We start from the raw sequence: 16,118 nt of genomic DNA on the forward strand, positions 1-16,118 counted from the left end.
CGGGACGACCACCGCCCGCGGGCGGAGGTCGCCCTGGTCACGGGCCTGTCCGGGGCCGGTCTGAGCACCGCCGCGACGGCCCTCGAGGATCTCGGCTGGTTCGTCGCCGAGAACCTGCCCCCGCAGCTGGTCACCTCGATGGTCGATCTCGCGGTGCGGGCCGACCCGCCGCTGCAGCGCCTCGCCGTGGTCATGGACGTACGCAGCCGCCTGTTCACCGGCGACCTCGGCTGGGTCGTCACCGAACTGGCCGCCCGGCCCGTGCGCACCCGCGTGCTGTTCCTCGAGGCCACCGACGAGGTCCTCGTGCGTCGTTTCGAGCAGGTCCGCCGCAGCCACCCGCTGCAGGCCGACGCCGCCGACCGCACCCTCACCGACGGCATCGCCACCGAACGCGCCCAGCTCGCCGCGGTCAAGGCCGCCGCCGATCTGGTGGTCGACACGTCGTCGCTGTCCGGTCCGGAACTGCGCCGCAAGATCGAGTCCGCGTTCGGCGACGGCGACGCCGACTCGATCCGGGTCACCGTGGAATCGTTCGGATTCAAGTACGGTCTGCCGATGGACGCGGACGTGGTGTGCGACGTGCGGTTCCTGCCCAACCCGCACTGGGTGCCCGAGCTGCGTCCGCACACCGGCCAGGACGTCGACGTCCGCGACTACGTGCTGAGCCGGGACGGGGCGCAGGAATACCTGCAGACCTATCATCGGCTGCTCGAACTGACCACGGCCGGTTACCGCCGGGAGGGGAAGCGTTACATGACGATCGCGGTGGGCTGTACCGGTGGCAAGCACCGCAGCGTGGCGATGAGCGAGGCGCTCGCCGCGCGGCTCGACGCCGACCCGACGCTGTCGGTGCACGTCGCGCACCGGGATCTGGGGCGCGAATGACGGGGCCCGGTTCCGCGGCCCCGGCGCCCGGGACCGGCGGCCCGGCCGGCGGGCAGGGCACCGCGCCGAATCCGTCGATCGTGGCCCTGGGCGGCGGCCACGGCCTGTACGCCACGCTCAGCGCCGTCCGCCGGCTCAGCGACCGCGTCACCGCCGTCGTCACCGTCGCCGACGACGGCGGTTCCTCCGGCCGGCTGCGCGCCGAACTCGGCGTCATCCCGCCCGGCGACCTGCGCATGGCGCTGGCCGCGCTGGCCGCGGACACCCCCGGGGTGCACACCTGGACCGAGACGGTGCAGCACCGGTTCGGCGGCACCGGCGCGCTCGCGGGCCACTCGGTGGGCAATCTCATCCTGGCCGGGCTGACCGAAGTCCTCGGCGATCCCGTGGCCGCCCTCGACCGCGTCGCCGAACTGCTCGAGGTGCGCGGCCGGGTGCTGCCGATGTCGCCGATCGCCCTCGACATCGAGGCGGACGTGTCCGGCCTCGAATCGGATCCGCGGGCCAGCCGCATCATCCGCGGGCAGGTCGCCGTCGCCACCACCCCCGGCAAGGTCCGGCGCGTGCGGCTGATCCCGGCCGACCCCCCGGCGTGTCCCGACGCCCTCGACGCGGTGGGCGCCGCCGACCTCGTCGTGCTCGGGCCCGGCTCGTGGTTCTCGAGCGTCATCCCGCACGTGCTCGTCCCCGACCTGCTCGAGGCGCTGGTGACGGCGCCGGCCCGCAAGGTGCTGGTGCTCAATCTGGCCGCCGAACCGGGGGAGACCGCCGGGTTCTCCTCCGAGCGGCACCTGCACGTGCTGGCCCAGCACGCCCCGGAGTTCCGGGTCGACCACGTGGTGGTCGACTCCGCATCGGTGCCCGAGGGCCGGGAACGCGAACACCTGTGCCGGGCCGCCGCCGGATTCGGCGCCCAGGTGGTCTACGCCGACGTGGCAGAGACCGGCACCCACCGACACGACCCCGCCAAGCTGGCGGCGGTCCTGGCTCAACACCTGCCCGACGCGGCCCGTCCCCGGGACCTCGCGCAGCGGGACGGAAGGGAGATCCCCACGTGGCAATGACAGCGGAGGTCAAGGACGAGCTGAGCCGGCTTGCGGTCACCCGCACCAGCAGCCGCAAGGCCGAGGTGTCCGCCCTCCTGCGCTTCGCCGGCGGGCTGCACATCGTCGGGGGCCGTGTCGTCGTGGAGGCCGAGGTGGACCTCGGGTCGATCGCCCGCCGGTTGCGCCGCGAGATCTTCGAGCTCTACGGCTACTCCGCGGAGGTGCACGTCCTCGGCGCCGGCGGGTTGCGCAAGAGCTCGCGCTACGTGGTGCGCGTCGCCAAGGAGGGCGAGGCCCTGGCCCGCCAGACCGGCCTGCTCGACGTGCGCGGCCGCCCGGTCCGCGGCCTGCCCGCGCAGGTCGTCGGCGGCAGCATCGCCGACGCCGAGGCGGCGTGGCGCGGCGCATTCCTCGCCCACGGCTCGCTCACCGAGCCGGGCCGCTCGTCCGCCCTCGAGATCAGCTGCCCGGGCCCGGAGGCCGCGCTCGCGCTCGTCGGCGCCGCCCGGCGCCTCGGCATCGCCGCCAAGGCCCGCGAGGTGCGCGGCGCCGACCGGGTCGTCGTCCGCGACGGCGACGCCATCGGCGCGCTGCTCACCCACATGGGTGCCCAGGACACCCGGCTGACCTGGGAGGAGCGCCGGATGCGGCGCGAGGTCCGCGCCACCGCCAACCGGCTCGCCAACTTCGACGACGCCAATCTGCGCCGCTCCGCGCGCGCCGCGGTGGCCGCGGCCGCCCGCGTCGAGCGGGCCCTGGCGATCCTCGGCGACGACGTGCCCGACCACCTCGCCGCGGCCGGTGCCCTGCGCGTGCAGCACCGGCAGGCGTCGCTCGAGGAGCTGGGCCAGCTCGCCGACCCGCCGATGACGAAGGACGCCGTCGCCGGACGCATCCGCCGGCTGCTGTCCATGGCGGACCGCCGGGCCAAGGATCTCGGCATCCCGGACACCGAATCCGCGGTGACCCCGGAGCTGCTCGACGAGGCCTAGCCGGCCGGCCCGGGGCGGCGGCCGCGCCGCCCCGGGCCTCCTGCCGCGCCCCGCCGGCCCCGCAGATAGGGTAGGGGTCACATCGACCGATGAGTCCTGCCGACCGGCGCCGATGTTTCCGGCACCGCGGTTGGGCACCACTGGCACAACCAGCAGAAATGGGCAAAGGAGCGTAATTGTGACTGTCCGGGTAGGCGTGAACGGCTTCGGTCGTATCGGACGTAACTTCTTCCGGGCTGTCGAGGCGCAGAGGGCGCTCGGCACCACCGACATCGAGATCGTCGCGGTCAACGACCTCACCGACAACGCGACTCTGGCCCACCTGCTCAAGTACGACTCGATCCTCGGCCGCCTGCCGCAGGACGTCAGCCTCGACGGTGAGGACACCATCGTCGTCGGTGACCACCGCATCAAGGCGCTCGAGGTCAAGGAAGGCCCGGCCGCGCTGCCGTGGGGCGACCTGGGCGTGGACGTCGTCGTCGAGTCGACGGGCATCTTCACCGACGCGTCGAAGGCCAAGGGCCACCTCGACGCCGGCGCCAAGAAGGTGATCATCTCGGCGCCCGCCAAGGGTGAGGACCTCACCGTGGTGATGGGCGTCAACGACGACAAGTACGACGGCAGCCAGAACATCATCTCCAACGCCTCGTGCACCACCAACTGCCTCGGCCCGATCGCCAAGGTCCTCGACGACAGCTTCGGCATCGTCAAGGGCCTGATGACCACGGTCCACGCCTACACCCAGGACCAGAACCTGCAGGACGGCCCGCACAAGGACCTGCGCCGCGCCCGCGCCGCCGCCCTGAACGTCGTGCCCACCGGCACCGGCGCCGCCAAGGCCATCGGCCTCGTCCTGCCGCAGCTGGTCGGCAAGCTCGACGGCTACGCCCTGCGCGTGCCGATCCCGACCGGCTCGGTCACCGACCTGACCGCCAACCTCGCCACCCCCGCCTCCATCGAGGAGATCAATGCGGCGATGAAGGCGGCCGCCGAGGGCCCGCTCAAGGGCATCCTCAAGTACACCGAGGACGAGATCGTCTCCTCCGACATCGTCACCGACCCGCACTCGTCGATCTACGACGCCGGCCTGACCAAGGTCATCGACGACCAGGTCAAGATCGTCTCCTGGTACGACAACGAGTGGGGCTACTCCAACCGCCTGGTCGACCTCATCGGCCTGGTCTCGAAGTCCCTCTGACCGAACAGGACAGTCGAACAGTGGCAGTTCAGACCCTGAAGGATCTGCTCGACGCCGGCGTCGAGGGTCGTGGCGTGCTGGTGCGCTCGGACCTCAACGTCCCGTTGGACGGCGCGACGATCACCGACCCCGGCCGCATCGTCGCGTCCGCCCCGACGATCGCCGCGCTCGCCGAGGCGGGCGCGAAGGTCGTCGTCACCGCCCACCTGGGCCGGCCCAAGGGCGAGCCCGATCCGAAGTTCTCCCTCGCCCCGGTCGCGGCGAAGCTCGGTGAGGTGCTCGGCCGCAACGTCCAGCTCGCCGGCGACGTCGTCGGACAGGACGCGCTGGCCCGCTCGGAGGGCCTGACCGACGGCGACATCCTCCTGCTCGAGAACATCCGTTTCGATCCGCGCGAGACCAGCAAGGACGAGGCGGAGCGGCAGGCGCTGGCGCGCGAGCTCGTCGAACTCGTCGGCGAGGACGGCGCGTTCGTCTCCGACGGATTCGGTGTGGTGCACCGCAAGCAGGCGTCGGTGTACGACGTGGCGAACCTGCTGCCGCACTACGCGGGCAACCTCGTCGCCGCCGAGGTCGAGGTGCTGGCCAAGCTCACGGCCGATCCGGAGCGGCCCTACGCGGTGGTGCTCGGCGGCTCGAAGGTCTCCGACAAGCTCGCCGTGATCGAGGCCCTCGCCCCCAAGGTCGACACCCTCGTCATCGGCGGCGGCATGTGCTTCACCTTCCTTGCGGCGCAGGGTATCTCGGTGGGCAACTCGCTGCTCGAGGAGTCGATGACCGAGACCTGCAAGGGCCTGCTCGAGCGGTTCGGCGACGTCATCCACATCCCGCAGGACGTGGTCGTCGCCGACGCGTTCGCCGCCGACGCCGAGGCCGAGACGGTGCCCGTCACCGAGATCCCGGACGGCTGGATGGGCCTGGACATCGGACCCGAGTCGGTGGCCCGATTCGCCCAGTACCTCACCGGCGCCAAGACCGTGTTCTGGAACGGCCCGATGGGCGTGTTCGAGTTCGAGAAGTTCGCGGCCGGCACCAAGGGGGTCGCCGAGGCGATCGTCGAGGCCACCCGCGCCGGCGCGTTCAGCGTCGTCGGCGGCGGCGACTCGGCCGCGGCGGTGCGCCTGCTCGGCCTGCCCGAGGACGGGTTCTCGCACATCTCCACCGGCGGCGGCGCCTCCCTCGAGTACCTCGAGGGCAAGGAACTGCCCGGCATCGCTGCACTGGAGGCCTGAGATGACCCGTAAGCCGCTCATCGCCGGCAACTGGAAGATGAACCTCAACCACCTCGAGGCCATCGCCCTGGTGCAGAAGATCGCCTTCGCGCTGCCGGAGAAGTACCTTGAGAAGGTGGACGTGACGGTGCTGCCGCCGTTCACGGACATCCGCAGCGTCCAGACGCTGATCGAGGGCGACAAGCTGCTGCTCACCTACGGTGCCCAGGACGTCTCCGCCCACGACTCCGGCGCCTACACCGGCGAGATCAGCGGTGCGATGCTGGCCAAGCTGGGCTGCGCCTACGTCGTCGTCGGCCACTCCGAGCGGCGCACGCTGCACGGCGAGACCGACCAGAGCGTGCTCGCCAAGACCAAGGCGGCCCTGCGGCACGGGCTGACCCCGATCGTCTGCATCGGCGAGGGCCTCGACGTCCGCGAGGCCGGCCGGCACGTGTCCCACAACGTCGCCCAGCTGCGCGGGTCCCTCGCCGGGCTCTCGTCCGACGAGATCGCGAAGATCGTCGTCGCGTACGAGCCGGTGTGGGCCATCGGCACCGGCAAGGTGGCCTCGGCCGCCGACGCCCAGGAGGTGTGCGCCGCGGTGCGCGCCACCCTCGCCGAGCTCGCCTCCCCGGAGGTCGCCGACGCCGTCCGCGTGCTCTACGGCGGCTCGGTCAACGCCAAGAACGTGGGCGAGCTCGTCGCCCAGCCCGACATCGACGGCGGTCTCGTCGGCGGCGCCTCGCTCAAGGCCGACGAGTTCGCACAGCTCTCCGCGATCGCCGCGGGCGGCCCGCTGTAAGCACCCGCGGCGCCCTTCCGGATCCCCCCGAGGCCCGGAAGGGCGCCGCGGCGGCGCCCTGTAGTCTGGCGCCATGGCACTGTTCCTCGACATCCTGCTGATCACCACCAGCCTGCTGCTGATCCTGCTCGTGCTGCTGCATCGCGGTAAGGGCGGCGGTCTGTCCACCCTGTTCGGTGGCGGTGTCCAGTCCAGCCTGTCCGGCTCCAGTGTCGCCGAGAAGAACCTCGACCGGCTGACCGTCTTCACCGGCATCGTCTGGCTGATCGCCATCCTCGGCATCGGCCTGCAGATCAAGTTCAGCTGATCGCTCCGCACGACGGCGCGACCCGGAATTCCGGGTCGCGCCGTCGTGCGTCGGCCGCGATACTGACCGGATGACGGATACCGCCCGCCCGGCCGACCCCTCCGGGTCCCGCTCCGCCACCGAGCCCCTGCGCCAGGACATCCGGCTGCTCGGCGGGATGCTGGGCCGCATCGTCCGGGAACAGGCCGGCGAGCACCTCTTCGCCCTCGTCGAACGCGCCCGCGTCGAGAGCTTCCGGGTGCGCCGCTCCGAGATCGACCGGGCCGAGGTCGCGGCGATGTTCGCCGACGTCCCCACCGACGACACCCTCCCCGTCATCCGCGCCTTCAGCCACTTCGCGCTGCTGGCGAACCTCGCCGAGGACCTGCACCGCGAACGCCGCCGCGCCGTGCACGTGCGCGCCGGGGAACCGGCACAGGACAGCTCGCTGGCCGCCACCTACCGCAAACTCGACGCCGCCGAACTCGACCCCGCCGAGGTCGCCGCCGCGCTCGACGGCGCCCTCGTCTCCCCGGTGATCACCGCCCACCCCACCGAGACCCGCCGCCGCACCGTCTTCGACGTGCAGAGCCGCATCACCGACCTCATGCGCCGCCGCGAACGCGCCGAGCCCGACGAGCATTCCGACATCGACCTGCAGCTGTGGCGGCAGATCCTCACCCTGTGGCAGACCGCCCTCATCCGGCTCGCCCGCCTCCGCATCCAGGACGAGATCGAGGTCGGCCTGCGGTACTACGACGCCTCCCTGTTCCGCGTCGTCCCGGCCCTCAACGCCGAGGTTCGGCGCGCCCTGCGCGAACGCTGGCCCGGCGTCCCCCTGCTGCCGGACCCGTTGGTGCGCACCGGAACCTGGATCGGTGGGGACCGCGACGGCAACCCGAACGTGACCGCCGAGGTCGTCCACCGCGCCACCGACCGGGCCGCCGCGACCGCCCTCGGCCACCACCTCGCCGAGCTCGAACAGCTCGAGCGGGAACTGTCGATGTCCGCGCGCCTGGTCCGCATCACCGACGACCTCGGCCGGCTCGCCGACGCCTCCGGTGACGACGCCCCGTCGCGCGCCGACGAACCGTACCGCCGCGCGCTGCGCGGCATCCGCGGCCGCCTGACCGCCACCGCGGCGCGACTGCTGGACGAACCGCCCCCGCACGCGCTGCCGAGCCCACTGGCCGGCTACGACACGCCCGCCGACCTGCTCGCCGACCTCGACATCCTCGACGTCGCCCTGCGCGCCGGCGGCGGCGGCGCCCTCGCCGACGACCGGCTCGCGCACGTCCGCGGCGCCGTCGAGGCCTTCGGCTTCCACCTCGCCTCCCTCGACCTGCGGCAGAACTCCGAGGTGCACGGCCGGGTGATCGCCGAACTGCTCGCCTGGGCGGGCGTCACCGACGACTATCCAACCCTGTCCGAGGACGAGAAGGTCGCCCTGCTCGCCGCGGAGTTGCGCACCCGCCGGCCCCTCAGCGCGCCCGGCGCGCGGCTCGGCGCCGACACCACCCGCGAACTCGGCGTGCTGCGCGCCGCCGCCGACGCCGTCGCGCGCCTCGGACCCCAGGCGGTGCCGCACTACATCGTCAGCATGTGCGGGTCGGTGTCGGACCTGCTCGAGGCCGTGATCCTGCTCGACGAGGTCGGTCTCGTCGAGCACGACGTCGCGGGACCGCGCTGCCCGGTCGCGGTGATCCCGCTGTTCGAGACCATCGACGATTTGAGGCACGGCGCCGAGATCCTCACCGCCGCCCTTGCCGTCCCCGAGTTCCGCAACCTCGTCGACGCCGCCGGCGGCGTGCAGGAGGTCATGCTGGGCTACTCGGATTCGAACAAGGACGGCGGGTACCTCGCCGCGAACTGGGCGCTGTACCGGGCCGAACTCGACCTGGTGGAGGCCGCGCGCACCGCCGGGATCCGGCTGCGCCTGTTCCACGGCCGCGGCGGCACCGTCGGCCGCGGCGGTGGCCCGAGCTACGACGCGATCCTCGCGCAGCCGCCCGGGGCCGTCGCCGGCTCGCTGCGGCTGACCGAGCAGGGCGAGGTGATCGCCGCGAAGTACGCCGAGCCGAAGCTGGCGCGCCGCAACCTCGAATCACTCGTCGCCGCGACCCTCGAGTCCACCCTCCTCGACGTCGAGGGACTCGGCAGCGACGCCGCCCCGGCGTACGCGGTGCTCGACGAACTCGCCGAACTCGCCCGCACCGCCTACAGCGACCTGGTACACGAGACCCCCGGCTTCGTCGAGTACTTCCGGACCGCCACGCCGGTCGCGGAGATCGGGGCCCTGAACATCGGCAGCCGGCCCACCTCCCGCAAGCCGACGTCGTCGATCGCCGACCTGCGGGCGATCCCCTGGGTGCTGGCGTGGACCCAGTCCCGGGTCATGCTGCCCGGCTGGTACGGCACCGGCACCGCCGTCGAGACCTGGATCGGCGGCGACGACGAGCGTCTGGCCACCCTCACCGGCCTGTACCGCCGCTGGCCGTTCTTCCGCACCGTGCTGTCCAACATGGCGATGGTGCTGGCCAAGTCCGACCTCGGTCTCGCGGCGCGCTACGCCGAGCTGGTGCCCGATCCCGATCTGCGGCACCGGGTGTTCGACAAGATCACCGCCGAACACGACCGCACCGTGCGCACCTACCTGGCGATCACCGGTCACCCCGACCTGACCGCGGACAACCCGGCGCTGGCCCGATCGGTGCACAACCGCTTCCCGTACCTCGAGCCGCTGAACCACCTGCAGGTCGAACTGTTGCGCCGATTCCGCGCGGGCGAGGACACCGACCGGGTCCGCCGCGGCATCCAGCTGACGATGAACGGGCTCGCGACCGCGCTGCGCAACAGCGGCTAGCGGCGGGGTAACAGCGGCCGAACGCCGGGGCCCCGTGCCCGCTCAGCGGGAAGACGGCGCCCCGCACGGCCGTGAGCCCGCTACAACGGGACAGGTGACACACGACCGCGAACAGATCATCGAACGGCTCGCCGAGCTCGCCGCCGCCCTCGACCGCCGCGACTGGGAGGCCCTCGGGGCCGCCTTCACCGACTCTGCCACCGGCTACGGTGCCGCGGGCCGCGACGGCATCGTCGCCGTGGTCCGCGCGCACCTCGGTGGCTGCGGACCGTCGCAACATCTGCTGGGCAACCACCGTGTCGAGGTCGACGGCGACCGGGCCCGGTCACTGACGTATGCCCGCGTCCACCATCAGGGCGCGGGTCCGGCCGCCGGAGCGAGTTACGAGTGTTTCGGCGAATACGACGATCGGTGGACCCGCACCCAGGACGGCTGGCGCCTGACCTCCCGCACCTTCACCGTGTCCCACGACCTCGGCGACGCCGGCGTGCTCAGGCCCGGCTGACCTCCGGACCGCGTCGCGGTCCCGGCAGCGGCGGGAGTCAGGGCGTGACGATCGCGAAGTCCGGATCCACCGGTGCGAGCACCTCGAAGAGCCGGCCCGCCACCGTCGGGTCGCCCGTCACCGCGATCGTCCCGTCCGCGAGGGCCGTCGCCGGATCCAGCTGCCCGGTGAGCGCACCGATCAGCGTGCGGCGGGTGAGGGTGAACACCGTGCTGCCCGGCAGCGGCGCGTCGACGGTCCGGTGGTTGAGCACGCCGTGCCGCAGCTCCGTGAGATACGCGATCCCGAGGTCGGTGAGGATCCACGAGATCACGAGCCGCAGGTCCCACGCGCGCGGCCCGTCCACCCGCACGGCCAGGCTGTCGAAGAGCTGCGGGACGGTCAGCGCATCGAGGAAGTCGCCCGAGGACTGCACGGGCGAGCCGAAGATCCCGTCGCGGAGCTCCTTCGCGCCGGCCAGGTAGATGCAGCGCCAGGTGCCGTTCTCGGAGCCGTACGCGAGTTGCTCCATCGCGTCGGCCTGCAGGGCCCGGGCGGCCTGGTCGGTGTCGTCGGTGAACAGCAGATGCTTGCAGACCTCGAGCACCCAGCGGTAGTCGCCCTCCTCGAAGGCGTCCCGCGCGACGGCGAGGGCGGCGTCGGCGCCGCCCATGGCGTCGACGTACCGGCGGGCTGCCTCGACCGGGGGATGGGCCCACAGGTTGGCGGGATTGCCGTCGTACCACCCCATGTACCGCTGGTAGATCGCCTTGACGTTGTGGCTCACCGAGCCGTAGTAGCCGTGGGTGTGCCACGCGGCCGCCAGGGCCGGGGGCATCTCGAACCGCTCGGCGATCTCCGCGCCCACGAGCCCCTGGTTCATCATCCGCAGCGTCTGATCGTGCAGGTACAGGTACATGTCGCGCTGCACGGACAGGAATTCGAGCGCACGTTCGCGGCCCCACGTCGGCCAGTGGTGCGAGGCGAACACGACGTCGAGTGCGTCGCCCCACAGGCCGATCGTCTCGTTGAGGTAGTGGCCCCAGGCGTGCGCGTCGCGCACCACCGCGCCGCGCAGCGTGAGGATGTTGTGCATGGTGTGGGTGGCGTTCTCCGCCGCGCACAGGGCTCGCCGATCGGGGAACCAGATGTTCATCTCGGCCGGGGCCTCGGTGCCGGGGGTGAGCTGGAAGACCATCCGCACCCCGTCGACGGTGAGTTCCTGCCCGGTCGCGGTGATGTCGACGGTCGGCGCGATGAGCGTGACGGTGCCGGCCGAGGTGGTCTGGCCCAGCCCGGCCCCGATCTGACCGGCCGGACCCTTCTCGAGCGCCGCGCCGTACATGTAGCCCGAGCGGCGCGACATCGCCGTGCCGGCGAAGAGGTTCTCCGCCACCGCGTGTTCGAGGAACCCGGCCGGGGCGACGACGGGGACCGTCCCGGCCTCGACGAGCCCCGGGTCGAGCACACCCTTGACACCGCCGAAGTGGTCGACGTGGGAGTGGGTGTAGATCATCCCGGAGACGGGTCGGTCGCCGCGGTACCCGCGGTACAGGGCCAGGGCAGCCGCGGCGGTTTCCGCGCTGATCAGGGGGTCGATCACGATCACCCCGGCCTCACCCTCGACGACGGTCATCACCGACAGGTCGAATCCGCGCAGCTGGTAGATCCCCGGCACCACCTCGAACAGGCCGTCCTCGGCGAGCAGCCGTCCCTGCCGCCACAGGCTCGGATGCGCCGTCTCCGGCGCGGACCCCTCCAGGAACGCGTAGGCGTCGAGGTCCCACACCACCCGCCCGTCCGCGCCGGTGATCCGCCGCTGCTCGCTGCGGCCGACGAACCCGCGCGTCACGTCCTCGGAATCCTGCCCGTCGTCCGCGGGCAGCGCGGCCGCCGCGGCCTGCAGGTTCCGCCGGGTCGTCTCGCTGGCACCGCCTGCGTTCATGACGCCGCCCTCCTCGGAATCTCGGCTGTGTCGAGGGTACGGTCGGCCCGTCGCGGCGGGTGCACGGAATCGGGGAATCCGCCGCCGGCGCTGCCCGCCGCCGGCGCTGCCCGCCGCCGGCGCTGCCCGCCGCCGGCGAGGCGGCCGGACCCGTGCGGCTCCGGCGTGCGCGGGCGCAGTCACCGATCCGGACCGTCGGCCTCGTCCAGTTCGACGCGGGCAGCGGTGCCCGCCGCCTCCACGGTCGGATGCGCGTGCGCGAGCAAGGCCTCGTCCCCGGCGGCGACGATCACGTCGCGGACCACCCCGCTGTCGCGGGCCGGGTACAGACGGATTCCGTGGTGGCCGACGTCGTCGGCGAGCCGGCCCAGCACCTGTGCGGTGTTCAGCGGTACTCGTCGGCGAGGTCGAGGTAGCCGTTCCAGCGGGGCAGGGCGCGGTCGGCGAGCACGGCGTCGAGCCGGTCGAGATAGTACTGCCAGCCGGGACCGACCTCCGAGGTCTCCGACCGCGGTACGTGCCGGTGGGAGAACTCGAGCGTGGTGACGACACCGACCTGCTTCAAGGTGACCTCGAGATGCCACCCGTCCTGGTCGACGCCGAGCTCGTGGGGTGGATCGCAGCGCAGGATCCGCACGTCCGTCGTCGCCGTGTCGTGCTCGTCGGTCATCGTCAGCCGCACCCGTCCGGAGGTGGGGTCGCCCGTCCACCGTCCGTACCAGCGTTCGAGCCGGTCCGACTCGGTCAACGCCGCCCACACCTCGCCCACCGGCAGCGCGAAACTGCGCACGTAGTGCAGGGTCACGAGCGAGGACCCGTCCGGACAGCCGTGCTCGGGACGGATCTCGCCGAGGACGGTGGTCGGGGTGCTCATCGAACGCTCCTTTCCACGCAGTGCTGTCCCCATTGTGATCCGCCGGGTGTCACCCTGCCGGGTTCGGGGTCGGACCGACTCGGCGGGGAACCGCCGGGGCGGCCGCGGCGTCGAACGAGGCAGGGAACACCACAGGGGAGGAGCCCCACCATGGACCGTAGGACGGTGCGCTGCAGCCGTGCCCGCCTCACCGGGCTGCACACGACCCGCAACCCGAGCTGGACCGCGCGCCTGCGCTGCGGCGTGACCGACGGCTGCCGGCCCCCGGATCCACGGGCGGGCGAGCCCGACCGGGACGGACCGTGGCGGTGACGGTCAGTCGGCGGGCAGTGCCGCGGCGGCCTCCGCATCGAGGAACCACACGGTCTGCTCGCGGCCCCGCGCCCCGGCCGCCGGGACGTCCACCGGGGCGGCGCCGCCCACCGCGGCCGCGACGGCCTCGGCCTTGGCCGCACCGGTGACGAGCAGCCACACCTGCCGGGCGCGACGGATCGCGGGAAGGGTGAGCGTGACCCGCGCGGCGGGCGGCTTGGGGGAGTCCTCGACGCCGACGACGAAGCGGTCCTGCTCGCGCACCGCGTCGGTGTGCGGGAACAGGGAGTTGATGTGGCCCTCGCCGCCCATGCCCAGCAGGTGCACGTCGAACTCGGGGGTCGTGCCGTCGGGGGAGTTCGCGGCGAGCACCTCCTCGTACGTGCGCGCCGCCGAGTCGGGGGAACCGGCCCCGGCCTCGTCGAGAGTGGGCATCGCGTGCACCCGCGCCGGATCGAGCGGCACGTGGTCGAGCAGCGCCGCGCGCGCCTGGACCTCGTTGCGCTCCGGGTCGCCCGGCGGCAGATAACGCTCGTCGCCGAAGTACACGTCGACCGCGGACCAGTCGATCCCACCGGGGGCACGCAGGACCGCATCGAGCACGGCGATGCCGGTGCCGCCCCCGGTGAGCACCACCGACGCGCGGCCGCGGGCGTGCTGCGCGGCGACCACGGCCTCGACGAAGGCTGCGGCGGCCGCTCGCGCGACGTCGTCGCCCGTCTCGCAGCGCCGCACGCGGACGTTCTGGGAAGTGTCGTGCACGTCAGACATACTCCACCTTGGACAGTGCGGTCAGGGCCGAGTGGTACACCTCGTCGGGGTCGAGCCGCCGCAGTTCCTCGGCGAGGCATTCCGAGGAGTCGCGGCGTGCGAGCGTGATCAGCGAATCGGGTTTACCGGTGCGCCGCAACGTCGCGACACGCCCGTCCTGGGGCCGCTCGAGCGAGATCGTCTGGGTGCGGGTGCGCAGTTCGACCCGCAGATCGCCCACCGCGCGCTGGACCGGGCCGTCGATCCGGCTCGCGAGCCAGCCCGCGAGCAGATCCACCGCGGGTTCGCTGCCGAGCCCCGACACCAGCGCCGACTCGATCGGCTCGAACGGCGGCTGGTCGAGCGCGGAGACGAGCAACGCCCGCCAGTAGGTGATCCGGCCCCACGCGAGGTCGGTGTCGCCGGGGGTGTAGCCGGGCAGCCGGGAGACGATCTCGGCCATGGGGCGCGACGAGTTCGTCGCGTCCGTCAGGCGACGCACGGCGAGCCGGCCCACCGGATCCGCCGCGGGCACCTCCGGGGGCGTGTTCGGCCACCACACCACCACCGGGGTGTCCGGCAGCAGGAACGGCACGATCACCGATTCCTGGTGGTCGGCGAGCGGGCCGTGCAACGCGAGGATCAGCACCTCCGAGGCGCCGGCGTCGCCGCCGATGCGGATCTCCGCATCCATGCGCGGTTCGCCGCCCGCGCGGCCGCGGCCGACGACGATCACACGGCACGGATGCTCCCGCGACGCCCCGATGGCCGCGGTGATCGCGGCCTCGAGTCCGCGCGGACCGTCGGTGCACACCACCAGCGTGAGCACGCGCCCCTGCGTGACGATGCCCCCGGTCTGCCGCAGCTGGACCAGCTGCTTGCTGATGTCGATCGCGGTCGCGTTGCGCAACTGCATTCTCACGGGCGTCTCCATTCGCGGCCCGAGCGACGGAGCATCTCGTCGGCTGCCGACGGTCCCCAGGTGCCGGCCTCGTACGGTTCGGGCTTACCGTGTGCCGCCCAGTGCTCGAGCACCGGGTCGAGGATCTTCCACGACAGCTCGACCTCGTCGTCGACGGGGAAGAGGGACGGCACGCCGAGCAGCACATCGAGGATGAGCCGCTCGTACGCCTCGGGGGAGGACTCGGTGAACGCCTGGCCGTAGCTGAAGTCCATGTTGACGTCGCGGACCTCCATGCCCGACCCGGGCACCTTGGAGCCGAAGCGGAGGGTGACCCCCTCGTCCGGCTGCACCCGGATCACGAGTGCGTTCTGGCCGAGCTCGGTGGTCATCGTCTGATCGAACGGCAGGTGCGGGGCCCGCTTGAACACGATCGCGATCTCGGTGACGCGCCGGCCCAGGCGCTTGCCGGTGCGCAGGTAGAACGGCACTCCGGCCCAACGGCGGGTGTCGATCTCGCACGTGATCGCTGCGTACGTCTCGGTGGTCGAGTCGGCCGCGAAGCCCTGCTCCTCGTGCAGACCGACGACCTGACCGCCGTTCTGCCAGCCCGCGATGTACTGGCCGCGGGCGGTGGTCTCGTCGAGGGGCTCGGCGAGCCTGGTCGCGGAGAGCACCTTGATCTTCTCCGCCCGCAACTCCGCCGGGTCGAAGCTGATCGGTTCCTCCATGGCGATGAACGCGAGCAGCTGCAACAGGTGGTTCTGGATCACGTCCCGGGCAGCGCCGATGCCGTCGTAATAGCCGGCGCGGCCGCCGAGGCCGATGTCCTCGGCCATCGTGATCTGGACATGGTCGACGTAGTGCGCGTTCCACAGCGGGTCGAACAGCTGGTTCGCGAACCGCAACGCCAGGATGTTCTGCACCGTCTCCTTGCCGAGGTAGTGGTCGATGCGGAACACCGCCTCCTCGGGGAACACCTCGGCGACCAGCCGGTTCAGCTCCCGGGCGCTCGTCAGGTCGTGGCCGAACGGTTTCTCGATGATCACGCGGCTCCACGTGCCCTCCCGCGCGATCGCGAGCCCGGACTGCTTCAGCTGCGCCGACACCACCGGGAACGCATTCGGCGGGATGGAGAGGTAGAAGGCGTGGTTGCCGCCCGTACCGCGGGCCTTGTCCAGTTCGGCGAGCGTCGACGCGAGCTCGGCGAACGCGGCGTCGTCGTCGAAGCTGCCCTGCACGAAGCGAATGCCCTCAGCCAGGCGGTTCCACACCTCCTCGCGGAATTTGGTGCGCGAGTTGGCTTTCACCGCGTCGTGGACGACCCGGCCGAAGTCCTCGTCGACCCAGTCCCGCCGGGCGAAGCCGACGAGCGCGAACCCGGGCGGCAGCAGGCCGCGGTTGGCCAGGTCGTACACCGCCGGCATCAGCTTGCGGCGGGCCAGGTCACCGGTGACCCCGAAGATCACCAGGGCGCACGGCCCGGCGATCCGGGGCAGCCGCCGATCGCGCTCGTCCCGGAGTGGGTTGACCCACGCCGCCGTCTCGGGTTCGCGCACCGCG

16 protein-coding genes are annotated in these 16,118 nt (G+C 72.3%); 10 read left to right on the forward strand and 6 right to left on the reverse strand.

What is annotated here, in order from left to right; genetic code table 11:
* The first annotated feature begins 33 nt into the window (after positions 1–33).
* The 9 genes from rapZ to HFP48_RS13680 all read left to right on the forward strand — a co-directional run bounded on the left by rapZ (position 34) and on the right by HFP48_RS13680 (position 9,794).
* Complete coding sequence (gene rapZ / locus HFP48_RS13640; protein ID WP_170914089.1) at positions 34–888, forward strand: RNase adapter RapZ; 855 nt, start codon at positions 34–36, stop codon at positions 886–888.
* Complete coding sequence (yvcK, locus tag HFP48_RS13645; RefSeq protein ID WP_029543623.1) at positions 885–1,952, forward strand: uridine diphosphate-N-acetylglucosamine-binding protein YvcK; 1,068 nt, start codon at positions 885–887, stop codon at positions 1,950–1,952. Before rapZ ends, yvcK begins: the two co-directional genes overlap by 4 nt.
* Positions 1,949–2,926, forward strand: coding sequence for a DNA-binding protein WhiA (whiA, locus tag HFP48_RS13650; RefSeq protein WP_170914087.1), 978 nt, complete (start codon positions 1,949–1,951; stop codon positions 2,924–2,926). The genes yvcK and whiA overlap by 4 nt, the downstream gene beginning before the upstream one ends.
* A gap of 178 nt (positions 2,927–3,104) precedes the next feature.
* Entirely contained in the window at positions 3,105–4,124 is a 1,020-nt protein-coding gene (gene gap / locus HFP48_RS13655) for a type I glyceraldehyde-3-phosphate dehydrogenase (RefSeq protein ID WP_006937692.1), read from the forward strand.
* Positions 4,125–4,144: 20 nt separating this feature from the next.
* A complete protein-coding gene (locus HFP48_RS13660) occupies positions 4,145–5,356 on the forward strand; it encodes a phosphoglycerate kinase (RefSeq protein WP_006937693.1) in 1,212 nt (403 codons plus the stop codon).
* 1 nt (position 5,357) lies between these two features.
* Positions 5,358–6,140, forward strand: coding sequence for a triose-phosphate isomerase (gene tpiA, locus HFP48_RS13665; RefSeq protein WP_050035214.1), 783 nt, complete (start codon positions 5,358–5,360; stop codon positions 6,138–6,140).
* Positions 6,141–6,213: 73 nt separating this feature from the next.
* Entirely contained in the window at positions 6,214–6,447 is a 234-nt protein-coding gene (secG, locus tag HFP48_RS13670) for a preprotein translocase subunit SecG (protein ID WP_003939471.1), read from the forward strand.
* A gap of 70 nt (positions 6,448–6,517) precedes the next feature.
* Positions 6,518–9,289: a phosphoenolpyruvate carboxylase gene (gene ppc / locus HFP48_RS13675; protein WP_168579632.1), complete on the forward strand. Its 2,772-nt coding sequence runs from the start codon at positions 6,518–6,520 to the stop codon at positions 9,287–9,289.
* A 94-nt stretch (positions 9,290–9,383) separates the two neighbouring features.
* Entirely contained in the window at positions 9,384–9,794 is a 411-nt protein-coding gene (locus tag HFP48_RS13680; protein WP_168579633.1) for a nuclear transport factor 2 family protein, read from the forward strand.
* Between the two features lie 37 nt (positions 9,795–9,831).
* Here HFP48_RS13680 and HFP48_RS13685 read toward each other — a convergent pair whose 3' ends face one another.
* The 3 genes from HFP48_RS13685 to HFP48_RS13695 all read right to left on the reverse strand — a co-directional run bounded on the left by HFP48_RS13685 (position 9,832) and on the right by HFP48_RS13695 (position 12,592).
* On the reverse strand, positions 9,832–11,718 hold the full coding sequence (locus tag HFP48_RS13685; RefSeq protein WP_168579634.1) for an alkyl sulfatase dimerization domain-containing protein: 1,887 nt from the start codon (positions 11,716–11,718) through the stop codon (positions 9,832–9,834).
* Between the two features lie 179 nt (positions 11,719–11,897).
* Positions 11,898–12,092, reverse strand: coding sequence for a hypothetical protein (locus tag HFP48_RS13690; RefSeq protein WP_168579635.1), 195 nt, complete (start codon positions 12,090–12,092; stop codon positions 11,898–11,900).
* An 11-nt stretch (positions 12,093–12,103) separates the two neighbouring features.
* On the reverse strand, positions 12,104–12,592 hold the full coding sequence (locus HFP48_RS13695; RefSeq protein ID WP_168579636.1) for an SRPBCC domain-containing protein: 489 nt from the start codon (positions 12,590–12,592) through the stop codon (positions 12,104–12,106).
* 150 nt (positions 12,593–12,742) lie between these two features.
* Here HFP48_RS13695 and HFP48_RS13700 point away from each other — a divergent pair, with 150 nt between their 5' ends.
* On the forward strand, positions 12,743–12,904 hold the full coding sequence (locus HFP48_RS13700) for a hypothetical protein (RefSeq protein ID WP_155951779.1): 162 nt from the start codon (positions 12,743–12,745) through the stop codon (positions 12,902–12,904).
* Positions 12,905–12,907: 3 nt separating this feature from the next.
* Here the strand turns inward: HFP48_RS13700 and pgl are convergent, their stop codons facing one another.
* Genes pgl through zwf form a run of 3 tightly spaced genes read right to left on the reverse strand, consistent with a single transcriptional unit; the run spans position 12,908 to position 16,114 of the window.
* Positions 12,908–13,675 (reverse strand): 6-phosphogluconolactonase, encoded by a 768-nt coding sequence (gene pgl, locus HFP48_RS13705; RefSeq protein WP_029543632.1) that lies wholly within the window; start codon positions 13,673–13,675, stop codon positions 12,908–12,910.
* Complete coding sequence (gene opcA, locus HFP48_RS13710; RefSeq protein WP_006936594.1) at positions 13,668–14,570, reverse strand: glucose-6-phosphate dehydrogenase assembly protein OpcA; 903 nt, start codon at positions 14,568–14,570, stop codon at positions 13,668–13,670. The genes pgl and opcA overlap by 8 nt, the downstream gene beginning before the upstream one ends.
* 2 nt (positions 14,571–14,572) lie before the next feature.
* Positions 14,573–16,114, reverse strand: a complete 1,542-nt coding sequence (zwf, locus tag HFP48_RS13715) for a glucose-6-phosphate dehydrogenase (RefSeq protein WP_006936597.1) — start codon at positions 16,112–16,114, stop codon at positions 14,573–14,575.
* Positions 16,115–16,118 lie beyond the last annotated feature (4 nt).

It is taken from the genome of Rhodococcus sp. DMU1 (assembly GCF_012272955.1).
In the GTDB taxonomy this organism is placed as follows: Bacteria; Actinomycetota; Actinomycetes; order Mycobacteriales; family Mycobacteriaceae; genus Rhodococcus; species Rhodococcus aetherivorans.

Bases quoted from the DNA above. Each gene is read 5' to 3' on its own strand.
- yvcK (WP_029543623.1), top strand. From the start codon at position 885: ATGACGGGGCCCGGTTCCGCGGCCCCGGCGCCCGGGACCGGCGGCCCG.
- whiA (WP_170914087.1), top strand. From the start codon at position 1,949: ATGACAGCGGAGGTCAAGGACGAGCTGAGCCGGCTTGCGGTCACCCGC.
- tpiA (WP_050035214.1), top strand. From the start codon at position 5,358: ATGACCCGTAAGCCGCTCATCGCCGGCAACTGGAAGATGAACCTCAAC.
- secG (WP_003939471.1), top strand. From the start codon at position 6,214: ATGGCACTGTTCCTCGACATCCTGCTGATCACCACCAGCCTGCTGCTG.
- ppc (WP_168579632.1), top strand. From the start codon at position 6,518: ATGACGGATACCGCCCGCCCGGCCGACCCCTCCGGGTCCCGCTCCGCC.
- HFP48_RS13685 (WP_168579634.1), bottom strand. From the start codon at position 11,718: ATGAACGCAGGCGGTGCCAGCGAGACGACCCGGCGGAACCTGCAGGCC.
- HFP48_RS13695 (WP_168579636.1), bottom strand. From the start codon at position 12,592: ATGAGCACCCCGACCACCGTCCTCGGCGAGATCCGTCCCGAGCACGGC.
- HFP48_RS13700 (WP_155951779.1), top strand. From the start codon at position 12,743: ATGGACCGTAGGACGGTGCGCTGCAGCCGTGCCCGCCTCACCGGGCTG.
- pgl (WP_029543632.1), bottom strand. From the start codon at position 13,675: ATGTCTGACGTGCACGACACTTCCCAGAACGTCCGCGTGCGGCGCTGC.
- opcA (WP_006936594.1), bottom strand. From the start codon at position 14,570: ATGCAGTTGCGCAACGCGACCGCGATCGACATCAGCAAGCAGCTGGTC.